We start from the raw sequence: 14,453 nt of genomic DNA, 5'->3' as shown, positions 1-14,453 counted from the left end.
CGTTCCACCCCACCCCGCACGCACCACACCCCGCCGAAGGAACCACCACCGTGAAGACCGTCATCGTCCTCGTCGTCCTCTGGGCAGTCCTGTCCATCGTCGGCTTCGCCCTGAAGGGCCTGCTCTGGCTCGGCATCATCGGCATCGTCCTGCTGCTCGGCACGATCGTCTTCGGCGCCGTCCGCCGCAGCGGCAACAAGGCCCGCAACGCCGGCCGGACCAACTAGTCCGCCACTGGCGAAGCGCACCACCAGCAGGAATCCCCGCACCGAACGCATGCCGACGCCCCCGAACGAACCCGGCCCGCCGCGCGCCGCCGTGGTCGTGAACCCGACCCAGATCGACCAGGCCCGCCTCCGAGCGGTGCTCGGCGCCGAGGAGCGCGCGCACGGATGGGACGAGTCGCTCTGGTTCGAGACGAGCGCTCAAGACGACGGGCGTGCTGCTGCCCGGGCCGCGCGCGACGCCCACCCGAGCGTCGTCCTCGTCGCCGGTGGCGACGGCACGCTCCGGGTCGTCGCCGCGGAACTCCGCGGCACCGGGATCCCGGTGGCGCTCCTCCCCAGCGGCACCGGCAACCTGTTCGCGCGGAACCTCGGGCTGCCCCTCGGCGACCTGGTGCGCTCGGTCCGAGCGGGCTTCAGCGGGACGGACCGCCCGATCGACGTCGGGTTGGCTGACCTGACCGACCCGGCGGGCACCACGACGTCGCACGCGTTCCTGGTGATGACCGGCATCGGGCTCGATGCGAGCATGGCCGCGGACACGAACGCGTGGGTGAAGAAGCGGTTCGGATGGGTCGCCTACTCGGATCCCATCGCCCGGTCCGTGATCGGCAACCGGCAGATCCCCGTGCACTACGGGATCGACGACGGCCCGCTCCGCAGCATGAGCGCCCACACGATCATCGTCGGGAACTGCGGCACCCTGACCGCGGGCATCCTGCTGCTCCCCGCGGCCCGACCGGACGACGGCATCCTCGATGCCGTGGCGTTCCGGCCGGCCGGGTGGTTCGGCTGGACCAAGGTCGGGTACGCCCTGACGCTCAACCGCTTCTTCGCGCGCACCCGGTTCGGGCGACTCCTCGCTCGCGTGTTGCCGACCTCACGCGCACTCCGGTACACCCGGGCACGGACGCTGCGGCTGACCGTCGACACCCCGGAGCTGGTGCAGCTCGACGGCGACGCGTTCGGCGAGGTGGTCGCGGTGACGCTCACCACCGACCACCACGGCCTGGTGCTGCGGACGGAGCCGGACGGGCCGCGGACCCGACGGGCCTAGCCGGTGCTGCCGAGGTCGGCGCCCCGGTGCACGACGTCCTCCGCCATGGCCCGGATCCCGCGGCCCGCACCGGCAGCAGCACGTCGCAGGATCTGGAACGCCTCGTCCATCCGGATGCCCCGTCGGTACGCGAGTGCGCCCTTGGCCTGTTCGAGGAGCTCCCGGGCCTCGAGCGCGTCCTCGACCTGTTCCTCGATCGTGGTCGACACCCCGCGGTCGCGCTGTCGGACCAGGGCAGCCGAAGCCGCGTCGGCGAGCAGCTGGAGCAGCACGACGTCCTGGTCGCTGTGCCCGCGGGTGTGGTCGGCGAAGACGCACAGGGAGCCGATGGTCCGGTCCCGCAGACGGATCGGCTCGGCGAACGTGCCCTGCAGCCCGCGTTCGCGCATCGTCGCCGCGAACGTCGGCCACTCCGACTCGTGCGTCGACACGTCGGGCACGTCGATCGTCTCGCCGGTCCGGTAGCAGTCGAGACACGACCCCTCGTTCGTCCCGAGCTGCGCTTCTTCGGCCTCACTGCTGCGCTCGCTCGTCGAGGCGATGACCTGCAACGCACCGGACCGGTCCGCGAGCACGACCCCCGCCTCCGTCGCCGAGGTCCCCTCCACGCACGCCGCGATGACACGGTCCATGGCGTCGAGCACCTCGAGGTCAGGGTCCAGGGCCGGAGTCAACCGATCCGGCAGGTTGATCGCGTCACTGGTCGTCATGCTTCGACGCTACGACCAGACCGATGGCGCACGGCTCAGCCAGTTCGCGTACCGGATCACGGCGTTCGAGTCCGCAAGCAGCCGCGTCCGTCGAAGTGCGGACTGGTGCGACCCCTGGACAGGGGGTCAGGATGACGCATCAGTTGCACAGAGCAACTGGCAGGTGCTTCACCGACAGAGGAGTCGTCATGAAGAAGTCCATCGCAGCCGCGTTCGCCGCGGTCGCCGTCATCACCGCCGGCGTGTTCGCCGCTTCGCCCGCCTCCGCGCTGCCCGTCAGCACCAAGGTCGTCGGCGGCGAGAAGGCCCCCACCACCTCGTGGGCGGTGCAGCTCGAAGCCTCCGGCGGCAGCATCCCCTCCGGCTACGTCAGCAACTGCACCGGCGAGCAGCTCAACGCCTCGTGGATCCTCACCGCCCGGCACTGCATCGACGGCATCGGCGCGATGAACGTGTACCACTCCAACTCCACCGTCAACCGCGGCACGGCCGTCGCCGTCGACCGCGTCAGCGCCTCGCCGGCGGGTGACATCGCGCTCGTGCACCTGCGGACCGCCTACTCGCTGTCCACCTACGCACCCCTCGACCTCACCGCGACCGCCAAGTCGAGCGGCACCGGCACCATCCAGGGCTACGGCCTGCGTGCGAACGCGACCCAGTCCGACGGCCTGTACCAGGCCACGGTCTCGCTCACCGGCGCGAGCACCGACGCCTTCAGCGGTCGTGCCCAGCACCTCACCGGCGTGACCGGCGCATCGAACCACGGCGACTCGGGCGGCCCGCTGCTCGTCAACGGCAAGGTCGTCGCCGTCTGCTCCACCGGCGACAGCGCCGACCCCGGCGCGAACACCAAGGCCGGCTCGAACTACGCCCTGCTGTCGCAGGCCTCGTCCTGGATCCGGACCACGGCCGGCGTCTGAACCACCTGACGGACTGGAGGCGCGGTGTCAGCTGGCACCGCGCCTCCCGTCCGTCCCCGCCCGTCTCCAGAACCGGGGTCGCCTGCTCGGCGTCCGTCACCCACCAGCTGAGCGCCCGTGCGGGCGCTGCGACGACAGTGGGGCCATGAGCCAGTACGAGAAGCGCGATCCGAACACCCTCTACCCGGCACCGCCGTACCCGAAGCAGGAGCAGTCGCTGCCGGGCGCCGCGTGGAAGATGGACCCGAAGCCCGACCACGGCGAGGAGAGCTACGTCGGGCTCGGACGGCTGAAGGGGTACCGCGGCATCGTCACCGGTGCTGATTCCGGCATCGGCCGTGCCGCCGCCATCGCCCTGTCGCGCGAAGGTGCGGACCTGGTGCTCTCGTACCTGCCGGACGAGCAGGAGGACGCGGAACAGGTCCGGGACCTGCTCGAGTCCGAGGGTCGTCGGGCCGTGCTGTTCCCCGGGGACATCTCCGACGAGCAGTACTGCACGGACCTGGTGCAGAAGGGCGTCGAAGAGTTCGGCGGCCTCGACACCCTGGTCATGGTCGCGGGGCGCATGGAGAGCAACGAGGACATCCTCACGCTCGACACCTCGATGTTCGACTCCACCTTCAAGACCAACATCTACTCGCTGTTCTGGCTGACCAAGGCCGCCGTGCCACACCTCGAGCCCGGGTCGACCATCGTGACGACCGGCTCGATCCAGGCGTCCACGCCCTCGCCGGACAAGATCGACTACGCCGTGTCGAAGGGCGCGATCAAGCTCTTCACCGAGGCCGTCGCGCAGCAGCTCGCGCCGAAGGGCATCCGTGTGAACTCCGTCGCGCCGGGGCCGGTGTGGACGCCGCTGCAGCCGGGTTCCGACGACGCAGAGACGGTGTCGCACTTCGGTGAGAGCTCGCCGTTCGGCCGTCCCGGTCAGCCCGCCGAGCTCGGTGCCGCCTACGTGCACCTGGTCAGCCCGGAGTCGAGCTACCAGTCCGGGTCGACGATCACGATCGCGGGCGGGACGCCGGCGTTCTGATCTGCCTTGTTGGGGTTCTGAGGTTCTGGGTTTCGCGTTCTTGCGTTCGAGGAAGGGGACCACGTGTCCGGAGTGACGCACACCGTGCTGGTCGAGTGGGACGGGGAGGACCGGTCGTCCGAGGCCTCGGCCCTGTCGCGCGAGCACCTGCCGCGGGTCGAGGGGGTCGAGTCGGTGCAGGCCGGCACGAGCGTGAGCACCGAGGGGTTGGAGGGCGGGTTCCACTGGATGCTCGTCGTCCGGTTCCGCGATCGGGCAGCGCTCTCCGGGTACCTGCCGCACCCGGAGCACCGGCCGGTGGCCGAGTTCATCGGTGCGGCGAGTGCGCGGGTCGTCGTGTTCGACGTCGAGGACGCCGACTGATCGCTGCGTCGGAAGCTGTGTAACGCTCTGGTTGCGATGGCGGACGAGGGGTTCCGTTCCTCGTGGAGGCTCGACGTACGGTGGATCGGCCATCGCAACGGCGCGGGGGTCATCGGCTGGCGCTGCGGCTCTCCGGAGCGCGCGCCGGTCGGGTCCCCGCCTGCGGGCGGGGACCCTTCGACATCCGCCGACGGAGGGAAACAGACGATGCCCGGCAACCCGAACCCGTTCGTCCACGACGGCGCGAAGATCCTGCTCGGCGAGGCGGGAGCGGCGCACTGCGACGAGTGCGGTGACGCCGTCCGGCTCGACCCGCGGATCGGCAGCTGGAGGACCGTGCAGCAACCCGGCCCCCAGCTCCCGCCTGACCGGCAGCGGCGCAGTACGGCGGGGGCCGCGTGAACGGCACCGCCCGGACCGCGGGGGTGACCCTCGGGCTCATCGCAGCGATGGCGCTGACCGCCTGTTCCGGCTCACCGGCCGCGACGCCGACCCGGACCGTGACTGCAACTGCGACCCCGGAGGCGCCGGCTGACCCCGACACTGCGACCCCAACTGCGACCCCGACCGAGACGGACACGGCCTTCAGCCTGTCGGACCCCGCGACGTGGACCATCTCGACCGAGGAGGTCGGACCGATCGCCCTCGGTGGTCCGGTGCAGGGCGAGATCGACGACCTGGCAGCCGCCTACACCCGGAGTACGGATGCGTGCCCGGCCAGCCCGGAGACGACGTTCTGGGAGCGATCCGACGCCCCCGGGCTCATCGTCATCCCCCGCGACGGGAAGGTCGCCGGGGTGACCATCGGTGGGGTGGGGTCGGACCCGGTGACGACGAACTCGCCCGAGACCGACGCCGGGATCGGCATCGGAGCGCCCCTGACCGAGGTGCGCTCCGCGTACCCGGACCTGCAGTACACCGGCACCTACGGTGAGGACCAGGGGCCGTACTCGATGTGGAGCGTGCAGGCCGACGGGCGCTACATGACGTTCCAGCTGGGGACGGACGGCACCACCGTGGGTGCTATCTGGGTGGGGTCGGTCGCGATGTTGCCGTACGAGTACTGCGCCTGACGCCGCCGAGGGTCGAACGTCGCTGCTGGCAGGATGACCGGTATGGCCAGCGCTGTCCGTCTCATCCGGTCCGACGTCCTGAGCGACGCGGCGCAGTACGCGTACGCATCCACCGTGCCGGCCGGGACGCGGCTCGTGTTCCTCGCCGGGGCCTGCCCGCTCGCCGCGGACGGGTCGACCGTCGCGGTCGGCGACTACGCGGGCCAGGCTGCCCGGTGCATCGAGACGATGAAGGAGGCGCTGCGTGCCGCAGGTGCGTCCATCGAGGACGTCGTGAGCACCCGGGTGCTCGTGGCGTCCTCACGGCAGGCCGACCTCGTCGCCGCATGGCAGGTGGTGCGCGATGCCTTCGGCGCGCACGACGTGCCGAGCACCCTGCTCGGGGTCACGGTGCTCGGCTACGACGACCAGCTGGTCGAGATCGAAGCCGTCGCGGCCGTCGCCGACGGCCGGCCCACGTGACGACGCGAGGTGTCGAGGTTCCCGCGCTCGCGCGCCTCGCGCACGCTCGCCTCAGAAGCCCGGACCTGCTTTGACCAGTGCGATGCCGACACCGACGAGCGCGAGGACGAGGCCGGCCACGAACGTCCGCGGGGACGGGTTCTCCCCGCGGAGTCTGGCCACGACGGGCCCGAGGAGCGCGAGCCGGACCACGAGGTACGCGATCGCGATGATCTCGGCCGCGAGCCCGGATGTGCCGGTCAGCCAGGCGTAGGCGAGGACGGCAGCCGGCAGGAGACCGGAGGTGAGGATGGGCAGCGAATCTCGCAGCTCGGCGCGGACGGTCTCCCCGGTGAGGCGGTGGTCGCTCCGCGCACGTCGTCCGACCGACTCGGCGAAGGTGTGTGCGAGGAAGGTCGAGAACGCGGTGGCGAGGACGTACCAGAGCCCCCGACCGCTCTCGGCGGTGTCCGGGAGCATGGGTGCGATCGTGCCGAGGATCACGATGTTGCCGTACACGAACGCGGTGATGCGGCTCGAGGCGTCCTCACGCGACAGGCGCTGCCGGCCCACGGAAGTCCTCTCGTGCGGGCTCAGTAGTACTCACCCTGCCGGTAGTCCCAGCTCGTGAACGTGTCCGCGAGCAGCCCCATGATCCGGTCGACGTCGAGCCCCTTGCGGATCAGCGTCGGTGCGGGGACGACCGATCGGCGTCCGTCCTGCAGCGGGATCAGGGCTCCGGCGCTGTCGACCATCGACACCATGACGCCCTGCTCGTAGCGGGTCTCGGCACTCTGCTCCGGCTGGATGGACGCGACGTAGTCGTCCGCCTCGACGATCACGTCGGCGCGCTCGGCGATGCGCTCGCCGATGCCGTCGACCACGCCACGGTTGCCGGTGCCCGACGGGTTGGCCGAGCTCGCGAAGGCGAACTTGCCGTGCTCGGTCCAGAGTTCGCGGGCGGCGAGCTCACCGGGGACGCCGAACTTGATGACGAAGCAGGACGTCCCGCGGGTGTCCATCATGAGTTCGTCGGAGCCGTCCGCCGGCAGTGCCGCTCGACCCTCGTCGCTCCAGGGCAGGATGCACCCGAGCAGGACGTCCTCGTCCCAGCACCGCTGGTACAGGGCGTCGATCTCGGGGGTGAGCTGCGCGATGCTCCGGAGCATCTCGAGCGAGCTCACGAGCACGACGCCCGGCTTGTTGCGGTTGCGTTCCTTCGCGTCGAACTTGCGCTCCAGACCCGCGCGGTCCGAGGTCATCAGGATGTAGCCGACCTTGGTCGGGACCACCGCCAGCCCGCCGTCGTGCAGCAGCGCGTCCACCGCACTGCGCGGCACGCCACCGTCCCAGTGCACCCGGTTCATGCTGACCTGCGTGTCGTCGTTCATGCCCGTCCTCGTCCCGTTCTGGAGTCAGACGATCGTCTGACAGCGGGAGCCTATGGACGGCGTCCGAGCCAGACAAGGGCGAAGGACCCGACCTGTGGGCCTTCTCCGAAGGGTTCAGGCGGGCTCGCAGCGAACGGCCGAGGGGCCCAGCACGCGCTGGGCCCCTCGGTCGTTCATCGGTGGCGGGTCAGGATCGCTTCCGACGACGGGCCTGCAGGGCGATCACGCCGACGCCGGCCAGCGCGAGTCCCGCAGCCCACGGCAGCAGGTGCATCGCGTCGCTCCCGGTGTAGGCCAGCTGGCCGGTCGGGACGGCGGCGGAGACCGCGCTCGTCGGAGCGACAGGGGTCGCCACCGTCGAAGCGGTCGGACGGACGTCCACCGTGAACGCCGTCGCGAAGCTGCTCGACGCCACGGTCAGGGCGTGGGTCGACGCGTGCGGGAACGTCACTTCGGCACCTGCCCATGGGTCGGTGTTCGGGACGATGACGTCTGAGGTGTGGTCGGACGTCACCGTGAACGGTGCCGGGTAGCCGTCGGCGCCGTCGACCTCGTTGCCGAAACGGTCGACGAGGCTCCCGCCGACCAGGAGCGTGCCGCCCTGGTCGATGGTCGGCTGCCCACCCTCGAAGCCCACGCCCAAGGTGCTGTAACCGCCGTCGGGCTCGGGCGTGGTCTCGTTCTGGAAGGTCCAGACGGTGCCGTCGCGCTCGATGACCCAGCTCGTGGAATGAGCGGTGAGGAACGTGTCCTTGTCCTCGGCCGTCACCCGCACGCCGAGCGGTGTCGAGGCGTCCGTCGTGAGGTTCACGTACTGCGATGCGGTCGTCGTGCCGCTGGTCGCGACGATGCGGAAGGCGTACGTGCCCGAGTAGTCAGAGGTGCCGGACAGCACCCCGGTGGAGTGGTCGAGCGACAGACCGTAGGGGAGGTAACCGGATTCGTCTTGATCGGTCTCGTCGGCGTACGGGTCGTCGAGCGAGAAGTACTCCACCGAGTACGTCGGCTTCGGGAACCCGTCCGCGGCGAACGTGTGGGTGAACCGTTCCCCGGCCGTCGTGGACAGCATGACCGGCTCGTCCTCGGTGGTCGCCTCGGGGAACGAGGCGGCCTGTGTCACCGCAGCGGTCGACGCCGTTGCTGTCTGGTCGTCGTCGCCCGTGATCGTGACGGCGATGACCTTGCCGGCGTCCGAAGGGAGGACGAGGTAGGACTCGGTCGTGACGGGGAGCGTGGTGCCGTCACCCGTCCACGCGTACGAGAGCGTGCCGGTGAAGCCCGTCCCCGTCGCGGTGAGGATGCTGCCCACGGTCGCATCCCCGGTGATGGTCGCGGTGGGGTCGGCGACGGCGGGAGCAGACGTCGCCGGGGCGGCCGGAGCGCTGCTGGGCGCGGTGGTCTCGTCCGCGGGCACCTCCGTGTCCTCGGCGGCATCCGGAACCGGGGCGACAGGAGTCGTCGCGTCGGGCGACGCTGCTGCGGTCTCCTCATCGGTGCCGGTGCCGGTGCCGGTGCCGGTGCCGAAGTCCGTGCCGGTTCCGGGCGCGGTGTCCTCGGTGGGGGCCGCGGCCGAGCCGGCTGACGCGGTCGCCGGTGCTGCTTCCGGCAGTTCTGCCGCCGAGGCAGACAGCGCCCCGAAGCCGGTGCTCAGGCCGATGACGGCGATCGTCGCGCCGATCGCGCATGCGCGTCGGAGTGTTGCGGTGCTGTGTGGCACGGGTTGTCCCCTCGGGTGTGCCGTCCGACAACGGCCGGACGAGTGCGATCGCCGGAAGCCGGCGCCCTCGGATCGTAGCCAACCTGTGAAGCGTCATTGAGCCCGAGGGCGGGCATCACCCGCGAAGTGGGGGAGCGGCATCGCGTTGGGGGCGTCTCCGGCGCTACTTCGCCCTCACCGCCCAGGGCGAACAGCGGCTCGCGCTGGAGACCGAGCGACTCGAGGTCAGGCTGCGCGCGGTGCGTGCCCGTCTGCCGCGCACGTCGAGCATCTCCGGCAAGGTTGCCGGAGCATGAGTGCCGAACTCGAAGCTCGGTACCGGCGACTGCTCGCCTGGTACCCGGCTGCGTGGCGGTCCGCGAACGCCGACGCGCTCGTCGGGACACTCCTCGACGTCGCCGAGGGCGAAGGCCGAGAGCGTCCGACCCGCCAGGAACGTCGGGCCATCGCTGAGCACGGCGTGGGCCTGCGGCTCGACGGGCTCGTGGTGGCCGACGTGCGGAACTCCGCGAGCACGGTGGCCCTGACCCTCGGCACCGGGCTTGCTCTCGCCGAGTTCCTGTTCTCGAGTTGGGCGCCGTGGATCACCGGCAACCCGGCTCCGGGATCGATGGTGCAGGTCGGACCCTTCCGCGACACGGGCTTCGTGTTCGCGGCGCTCTGGGTGATGGCCCTCGTCACTGCGCTCTGCGGCCGGTGGAACGTCGGGCGCGTTGTCCTCCTGGTGTCCGTGCTGCTCGGGACCGTGTCGCCGTACCTCCTGAACCGGTACCCGGGCGTCTGGAGTGTCGACCGGGCGACTTTGCTCCTGCTCAGCGCGTGTGCGGTCGTCGCGGTCCTCGGGCGCCCGCACCGCTCCCAGCACACCGCGGCAGCAGCCGTCGGGTGGTTCCTGCTCGGCGCCCTCAGCTACTGCAGCGTCAGCGATCCCGGACAGTGGCAGTACAGCCGGTCCCTGTGGGACGGGAACCTCTACGCCTGGTACGGGACGGCAGTGCTCGAGATCAGCGCCGTCGTTCTCGCGATCATGCGGTGGTGGCGGACAGCGTTCACGATCGTCCTGAGTCTCGTCCCGTACGTCGGGGCGCTCGCGGTGAACGAAGTCCGCGCGATGGACGTCGGGAGCGGGTCCGTCGAGTTGGTGGCACTCCCGGTGGCCCTCGGGCTGGTCCTGCTCGTCCTCCACAGTCGTGGTTCGCTTGCGCTCCCACCGCGGAGACCTGTGCGGCCCGCTCGCTAGTCCGGCCGCTTCGGAGTCGGGGCACACCGAAATCGAACCCCCGCCTCACTCCACCAACGACTGCGTCCCCACCACGATCGCCAGGGCCAGCCGCTCCGCGTCCACCGATCCGGGCTCGGCCGTGTACGCCAGGATCCGCAGGTCCTCCGGCCCGACGACCAGGGTGTCGCAGTCGAGCGTGATCAGCCCGACGTCCGGGTGGTCGATCACCTTCCGGCGGGCGGTCTCGCCGAGCGCGGTCGCGCCCGAGTCCCACAGCTCGACGAACCGCGGGCCCGCCGCCCGAAGGTCCCGCACGAGCTGCCGCAGCTGGCGGTCGAGCGGGTAGCGCGCCGCGGTCATCCGGAGCCCCGCCACCAGGTTCGCCTCGAACGCCGCCTGCTCCTCGGGCGTGTGCACGGCTCGGCTGCCGGACCCGACCAGGTGCCGCCACGCGGTGTTCCGGTCGTTCCCGCGCAGCGCGCCGATCGGCCCCATCAGTGCGTCGTACGGGGCGTTGGCGACGAGCAGGTTCCCCGCGGCGTCGAGGACCGCGACCGGGGTGTCCGCCAGCCGGTCGAGCAGTCGCTGCACGCTCGGCGGGATTCGCGACGGGACCACGTCGGCACCGGGGACCGCGTGCCCGGCGAGCCGGTAGAGCAGCTCGCGGTCGGCATCGGCGACCCGCAGCGCCCGCGCGAGCGCCTCGACGACCTGGGCGGACGGCGAGGTCGCCCGCCCCTGCTCGAGCCGGGTCAGGTAGTCGGCGGAGATCCCCGCCAGCCCGGCCAGCTCCTCGCGCCGCAGACCGGACGCACGCCGACGGGGCCCGACGACCACGCCCGCCGCCTCGGGGGAGACGTGGTCGCGCAGCCGCCGCAGGGTGTGCCCGAAGTCCGTGTCCGCCATGTCCCCAGTCTGCGCGCGACGGTCGACCGGGTCCTGGCCCTGCCGGTCCTACGACAACCGGGCGACTCCCTGCGGTCGCCGCCGAGCACGACGCTGGACCCATGACAACGACACTCATCACCGGGGCCACCCGCGGCCTCGGCAAGGAAACCGCCCGCCAGCTCGTCGAGGCGGGCCACACCGTCTGGATCGGCGCACGTGACGCCGACCAGGGCACCACGGTCGCCGCCGAGATCGGCGCTCGCTCCGTCCAGCTCGACGTCCGCGACGACGACTCGGTCGCCGCGGCCTTCGCCCACGTCGACGAGAACGGTGGACTCGACGTACTGGTCAACAACGCCGGCATCGCCGTCTGGGGGCAGAGCGGGCCCGAGGCGCTCGCGGTCTTCGACACGAACGCCGTCGGCACCATCCGCGCGACCGAGGCCGCGCTGCCGCTCCTGCGTCGCTCCGCGAACCCGATCGTGGTGAACCTGTCGAGTGCGCTCGGCTCCTTCACCGCCACCCACGACCCGTCGAAGCCGGCGTTCACCGTGCCGGCGGTGGTCTACGGCGCGTCCAAGGCCGCCGTCTCGATGCTGACGGTGCAGTACGCGCGCGTCGTGCCCGAGGTGCACTTCGTCGCGATCGAGCCCGGCTACACGGCCACCGAGTTCGGGGGCATGCCGAACCCGCACGGTCGCCCCGTCGAGGTCAGCGCCGCGACGATCGCGGCCGCCGCGAGCGCGGGCCCGGAGGGCCCCACCGGCGTGTTCCTGGAGGACGGCCAGACGCTCGGGTGGTGACGAAAAGGCGGCCTGGAGGCGCGGTGCCAGCTGGCACCGCGCCTCCAGGCCGTCGTCCGCTCGCGTCTACAGCAGCTGGCGCGCGTTGGTGGACGCGAGGTCCAGCAGCTCGTCACCGCGACCCGACAGCACCGTGCGGATGGCGTAGAGCGTGAAGCCCTTCGCCTGCTCGAGCGTCACCGCCGGGGGCATGGAGAGCTCCTGGCGGTTCGCGCGGACCGACACGAGCGCGGGACCGTCGTGCGCGAGCGCGGCGGCCATCGCGTCCTCGAAGTCGTCGGACACGTCGACGTGGAAGCCCTTGATGCCGATCGCCTCGGCGACGGCGGCGAAGTCCGGGTTCTGCAGCTCGGTGCCGTAGTTCACGAAGCCGGCGGCCTTCATCTCGAGCTCGACGAAGTTGAGCGACGAGTTGTCGAACACGACGATCTTCACCGGCAGCTTGTTCTGCACGATCGTGATGAGCTCACCGAGGAGCATCGTCAGCCCGCCGTCACCGGCCAGGGCGATCACCTGCCGGTCCGGGAACGCGGTCTGCGCACCGATCGCCTGCGGGACGGCGTTCGCCATCGTGCCGTGCACGAACGAGCCGATCAGCCGGCGCTTGCCGTTCATGGTGAGGTAGCGCGAGGCCCAGACGACGGGGGAGCCGACGTCGGGGATGAAGACGGCGTCCTCCGCGGCGAGCCGGTCGAGGACCCGGGCGACGTACTGCGGGTGCAGGGGCTTCTTCTTCCCGGCGGGGACCGCCAGGTCGTCGAGCTTCTCGCGGGTCTTCCGGTAGTGCTTCAGGGAGTCCTCGAGGTGCTTCGTCGGGTGCGAGCCGGTCAGCAGCGGGATGAGGGCGAGGGCGGTGTCCTTGACGGTGCCGACCAGCCCGATGTCGACGGGGTGCCGGCGGCCGAGCTGCGAGCCGCGGATGTCGACCTGCACGTGCTTCGCCTTGGCCGGGAAGAACTGCTGGTACGGGAAGTCGGTGCCGAGCATGAGCACGACGTCGGCGTCCTCCATCGCGCGGTACCCGGAGGCGAAGCCGAGCAGCCCCGTCATGCCGACGTCGTACGGGTTGTCGTACTCGATGTACTCCTTGCCGCGCAGCGCGTGCACGATCGGGGCCTGCAGCCGCTCGGCCAGGGCGACGACCTCGTCGTGGGCGTCCGCGACGCCGGCTCCGGCCAGGATGGTGATCCGGTCGGCACCGTTCAGCAGGTCGGCGGTGCGCTGCAGCTCGGCCTCGCTCGGCACGATGCGCGGGGTGGCCCGCTCGATGCGGGTGGCGCGGTCGTCCTTCGCCTCGGCGAGCAGCACGTCGCCCGGGATCACGAGCACGGCGACGCCGCGCTTCTCGATCGCCTCGCGCATCGCGATCTCGAGCAGGCGGGGCATCTGGACGGGGTCGGCGACGTACTCGACGTAGACGGAGCACTCGCGGAACAGCTCCTGCGGGTGCGTCTCCTGGAAGTAACCGGAGCCGATCTCGGCCGTGGGGATGTGGGCGGCGATCGCCAGCACCGGTACCCGCGAGCGGTTCGCGTCGTACAGGCCGTTGATCAGGTGCAGGTTGCCGGGCCCGCAGCTGCCGGCGCAGACGGTCAGGTCACCGGTCAGGGCGGCCTCGGCAGAGGCGGCGAACGCGGCCGCTTCCTCGTGCCGGACGTGCTCCCACCGCATCGTGCCGTCCTTGCGCAGGGCGTCGGTGAAGCCGTTCAGGGAGTCCCCGGGCAGGCCGTAGACCCGGTGGATGTCGTTGGCGCGGAGGGTGGCGACGATGTTCTCGGCAACGGTTGGCATGCGTCCTGTCTACTCCCGACCGCCGCGCTGAACGCTTTCGGAGTTTTGTGAGGCTCACTCGCCCTGGGATGCCGGGGTCGGACTGCGACGATGGCGGGATGACCGACGACGCGCCGCTCCTCCGTCCCCGCCGACGGGAGCCCGCCGCGTACGGGATCCTCGAGCGCTCGCCGTACCCGCTCGTCTCGGTGGCGATCGCCGTCATCGCGGTCGTCGTCATCACCATCGTCGGGTTCACCCTCGGCACCGTGGACCTCGGGCTGTCCAAGGCCCTCAACGCGCTGCACACCGGGTTCATCGGGGCGTTCAGCACGGCGGTCTACCACGTGATCAGTCCGGCACCGGCGATCGGGATCACGGTCGTCGTCGTCGCCGTGATCTGGTGGCGCACGCGAGATCTGCGACCGGCCCTGGCGTTCGGCGGCACCATCGCGATCACGTGGGTGCCGTCCGCGATCGTGAAGGAGATCGTGCACCGCGCCCGGCCCGACGTGGCCGTGCTGCCGCACCCGTTCCCCGTGCAGCCCGACCCCGGGTACCCGAGCGGGCACACGGTCTACATCACGGCGTTCGTCATCGCCCTGATCTGGCTGCTCCGCGAGACCCGGTGGCACCGGCTCGCCCTGACGCTCGGGGTCGTGGCCATCGTGATCGTGTTCTTCGCGGTGTCGATCGACGCGGTGCACTACCCGACCGACGCCGCTGCCTCGATCCTGTGGGCACTGGCCGTGGCGCCGGGGGTGCGGGTGGTGTGGGTCGACTGGCTCATGCCGCGGGTGCCGTTCCTGCGGCCGGGGCGGGGCTGAGGCCGGGCTGGTTG

At 71.2% G+C, this 14,453-nt stretch carries 17 protein-coding genes; 11 read left to right on the top strand and 6 right to left on the bottom strand.

The window, feature by feature from the left end:
- Positions 1 to 227: hypothetical protein (locus DEJ04_RS18575; protein WP_220035585.1), on the top strand; the 227-nt coding region annotated here is incomplete at its 5' end.
- A gap of 49 nt (positions 228 to 276) precedes the next feature.
- Entirely contained in the window at positions 277 to 1,281 is a 1,005-nt protein-coding gene (locus DEJ04_RS17790) for a diacylglycerol kinase family protein (protein ID WP_111047969.1), read from the top strand.
- Here DEJ04_RS17790 and DEJ04_RS17785 read toward each other — a convergent pair.
- On the bottom strand, positions 1,278 to 1,991 hold the full coding sequence (locus tag DEJ04_RS17785) for a GAF and ANTAR domain-containing protein (protein ID WP_111047968.1): 714 nt from the start codon (positions 1,989 to 1,991) through the stop codon (positions 1,278 to 1,280). The two genes, DEJ04_RS17790 and DEJ04_RS17785, sit on opposite strands and share 4 nt — an antisense overlap.
- 188 nt (positions 1,992 to 2,179) lie before the next feature.
- On the opposite strand from DEJ04_RS17785, the gene DEJ04_RS17780 reads away from it, so the two are divergent.
- The 6 genes from DEJ04_RS17780 (at position 2,180) to DEJ04_RS17755 (ending at position 5,842) form a co-directional block, all read left to right on the top strand.
- Positions 2,180 to 2,911, top strand: a complete 732-nt coding sequence (locus DEJ04_RS17780) for a trypsin-like serine protease (protein WP_084740785.1) — start codon at positions 2,180 to 2,182, stop codon at positions 2,909 to 2,911.
- Positions 2,912 to 3,056: 145 nt separating this feature from the next.
- The gene (locus DEJ04_RS17775; protein WP_111047967.1) at positions 3,057 to 3,944 is read left to right on the top strand and encodes an SDR family oxidoreductase; all 888 of its coding nucleotides are present in this window, start codon (positions 3,057 to 3,059) and stop codon (positions 3,942 to 3,944) included.
- Positions 3,945 to 4,007: 63 nt separating this feature from the next.
- Entirely contained in the window at positions 4,008 to 4,307 is a 300-nt protein-coding gene (locus DEJ04_RS17770) for a Dabb family protein (protein ID WP_111047966.1), read from the top strand.
- 207 nt (positions 4,308 to 4,514) lie between these two features.
- Positions 4,515 to 4,709, top strand: coding sequence for a hypothetical protein (locus DEJ04_RS17765; protein WP_111047965.1), 195 nt, complete (start codon positions 4,515 to 4,517; stop codon positions 4,707 to 4,709).
- Positions 4,706 to 5,380: a hypothetical protein gene (locus tag DEJ04_RS17760; RefSeq protein ID WP_111047964.1), complete on the top strand. Its 675-nt coding sequence runs from the start codon at positions 4,706 to 4,708 to the stop codon at positions 5,378 to 5,380. The genes DEJ04_RS17765 and DEJ04_RS17760 overlap by 4 nt, the downstream gene beginning before the upstream one ends.
- A 42-nt stretch (positions 5,381 to 5,422) precedes the next feature.
- The gene (locus DEJ04_RS17755; RefSeq protein ID WP_111047963.1) at positions 5,423 to 5,842 is read left to right on the top strand and encodes a RidA family protein; all 420 of its coding nucleotides are present in this window, start codon (positions 5,423 to 5,425) and stop codon (positions 5,840 to 5,842) included.
- Between the two features lie 51 nt (positions 5,843 to 5,893).
- Here DEJ04_RS17755 and DEJ04_RS17750 read toward each other — a convergent pair whose 3' ends face one another.
- The 3 genes from DEJ04_RS17750 to DEJ04_RS17740 form a co-directional block, all read right to left on the bottom strand.
- On the bottom strand, positions 5,894 to 6,394 hold the full coding sequence (locus tag DEJ04_RS17750; RefSeq protein ID WP_258371426.1) for a hypothetical protein: 501 nt from the start codon (positions 6,392 to 6,394) through the stop codon (positions 5,894 to 5,896).
- A gap of 20 nt (positions 6,395 to 6,414) precedes the next feature.
- A complete protein-coding gene (locus DEJ04_RS17745) occupies positions 6,415 to 7,212 on the bottom strand; it encodes an L-threonylcarbamoyladenylate synthase (RefSeq protein WP_111047962.1) in 798 nt (265 codons plus the stop codon).
- Between the two features lie 187 nt (positions 7,213 to 7,399).
- Positions 7,400 to 8,929, bottom strand: a complete 1,530-nt coding sequence (locus DEJ04_RS17740) for a putative Ig domain-containing protein (RefSeq protein WP_111047961.1) — start codon at positions 8,927 to 8,929, stop codon at positions 7,400 to 7,402.
- 292 nt (positions 8,930 to 9,221) lie between these two features.
- Between DEJ04_RS17740 and DEJ04_RS17735 the strand changes: the two genes are divergently transcribed.
- On the top strand, positions 9,222 to 10,169 hold the full coding sequence (locus DEJ04_RS17735) for a hypothetical protein (RefSeq protein ID WP_111047960.1): 948 nt from the start codon (positions 9,222 to 9,224) through the stop codon (positions 10,167 to 10,169).
- Positions 10,170 to 10,214: 45 nt separating this feature from the next.
- Here DEJ04_RS17735 and DEJ04_RS17730 read toward each other — a convergent pair whose 3' ends face one another.
- On the bottom strand, positions 10,215 to 11,057 hold the full coding sequence (locus DEJ04_RS17730) for a helix-turn-helix transcriptional regulator (protein ID WP_111047959.1): 843 nt from the start codon (positions 11,055 to 11,057) through the stop codon (positions 10,215 to 10,217).
- Between the two features lie 101 nt (positions 11,058 to 11,158).
- Here DEJ04_RS17730 and DEJ04_RS17725 point away from each other — a divergent pair, with 101 nt between their 5' ends.
- Entirely contained in the window at positions 11,159 to 11,842 is a 684-nt protein-coding gene (locus tag DEJ04_RS17725) for an SDR family NAD(P)-dependent oxidoreductase (RefSeq protein ID WP_111047958.1), read from the top strand.
- Positions 11,843 to 11,908: 66 nt separating this feature from the next.
- On the opposite strand, the gene poxB is transcribed toward DEJ04_RS17725, so the two are convergent.
- Positions 11,909 to 13,633: a ubiquinone-dependent pyruvate dehydrogenase gene (gene poxB / locus DEJ04_RS17720; RefSeq protein ID WP_111047957.1), complete on the bottom strand. Its 1,725-nt coding sequence runs from the start codon at positions 13,631 to 13,633 to the stop codon at positions 11,909 to 11,911.
- 98 nt (positions 13,634 to 13,731) lie between these two features.
- On the opposite strand from poxB, the gene DEJ04_RS17715 reads away from it, so the two are divergent.
- Positions 13,732 to 14,439: a phosphatase PAP2 family protein gene (locus tag DEJ04_RS17715; protein ID WP_071404807.1), complete on the top strand. Its 708-nt coding sequence runs from the start codon at positions 13,732 to 13,734 to the stop codon at positions 14,437 to 14,439.
- The last annotated feature ends 14 nt before the right edge of the window (positions 14,440 to 14,453 follow it).

The organism is Curtobacterium sp. MCLR17_044, assembly GCF_003234435.1.
GTDB classification, from domain to species: Bacteria; Actinomycetota; Actinomycetes; order Actinomycetales; family Microbacteriaceae; genus Curtobacterium; species Curtobacterium flaccumfaciens.
This window is presented reverse-complemented; position numbering and strand designations above follow the sequence as displayed.

What these genes read in the sequence shown, in the direction of transcription:
- DEJ04_RS17730 (WP_111047959.1), bottom strand. Translation starts at nt 11,057, where the DNA reads ATGGCGGACACGGACTTCGGGCACACCCTGCGGCGGCTGCGCGACCAC.
- DEJ04_RS17735 (WP_111047960.1), top strand. Translation starts at nt 9,222, where the DNA reads ATGAGTGCCGAACTCGAAGCTCGGTACCGGCGACTGCTCGCCTGGTAC.
- DEJ04_RS17765 (WP_111047965.1), top strand. Translation starts at nt 4,515, where the DNA reads ATGCCCGGCAACCCGAACCCGTTCGTCCACGACGGCGCGAAGATCCTG.
- DEJ04_RS17775 (WP_111047967.1), top strand. Translation starts at nt 3,057, where the DNA reads ATGAGCCAGTACGAGAAGCGCGATCCGAACACCCTCTACCCGGCACCG.
- DEJ04_RS17715 (WP_071404807.1), top strand. Translation starts at nt 13,732, where the DNA reads ATGACCGACGACGCGCCGCTCCTCCGTCCCCGCCGACGGGAGCCCGCC.
- poxB (WP_111047957.1), bottom strand. Translation starts at nt 13,633, where the DNA reads ATGCCAACCGTTGCCGAGAACATCGTCGCCACCCTCCGCGCCAACGAC.
- DEJ04_RS17745 (WP_111047962.1), bottom strand. Translation starts at nt 7,212, where the DNA reads ATGAACGACGACACGCAGGTCAGCATGAACCGGGTGCACTGGGACGGT.
- DEJ04_RS17790 (WP_111047969.1), top strand. Translation starts at nt 277, where the DNA reads ATGCCGACGCCCCCGAACGAACCCGGCCCGCCGCGCGCCGCCGTGGTC.
- DEJ04_RS17780 (WP_084740785.1), top strand. Translation starts at nt 2,180, where the DNA reads ATGAAGAAGTCCATCGCAGCCGCGTTCGCCGCGGTCGCCGTCATCACC.
- DEJ04_RS17755 (WP_111047963.1), top strand. Translation starts at nt 5,423, where the DNA reads ATGGCCAGCGCTGTCCGTCTCATCCGGTCCGACGTCCTGAGCGACGCG.
- DEJ04_RS17725 (WP_111047958.1), top strand. Translation starts at nt 11,159, where the DNA reads ATGACAACGACACTCATCACCGGGGCCACCCGCGGCCTCGGCAAGGAA.
- DEJ04_RS17785 (WP_111047968.1), bottom strand. Translation starts at nt 1,991, where the DNA reads ATGACGACCAGTGACGCGATCAACCTGCCGGATCGGTTGACTCCGGCC.